Genomic DNA, 290 nt, shown 5'->3' on the forward strand with positions numbered 1-290 from the left:
GCACCGCCGCGGCGAAGGACGGCTTCTGCGCGGCCATGCACTCCAGCAGCGGACCCGGCTGCAGGAACCGGTCGGGCATGAGCAGATTCGCCCCCGACATCAGCGCCGCGTACGGCAGTCCCCACGCGTTCGCGTGGAACAGCGGCACGATCGCCGGAATGGTGTCGGTTTCGAACAGGCCCATCCCGTTGTTCGCGCTGACCTGCATCGCGTGCAGCCAGTTGGAGCGGTGCGAGTACACCACGCCCTTCGGGTCGCCCGTGGTGCCCGAGGTGTAGCACATGGCGGCG

The 290-nt window shown here is 69.0% G+C and carries 1 protein-coding gene; it reads right to left on the reverse strand.

The window, feature by feature from the left end:
- The coding region (locus IU459_RS37840) for an AMP-binding protein (RefSeq protein WP_195134345.1) at positions 1–290 on the reverse strand (290 nt) is incomplete at both ends.

This window comes from Nocardia amamiensis, from assembly GCF_015477605.1.
In the GTDB taxonomy this organism is placed as follows: Bacteria; Actinomycetota; Actinomycetes; order Mycobacteriales; family Mycobacteriaceae; genus Nocardia; species Nocardia amamiensis_A.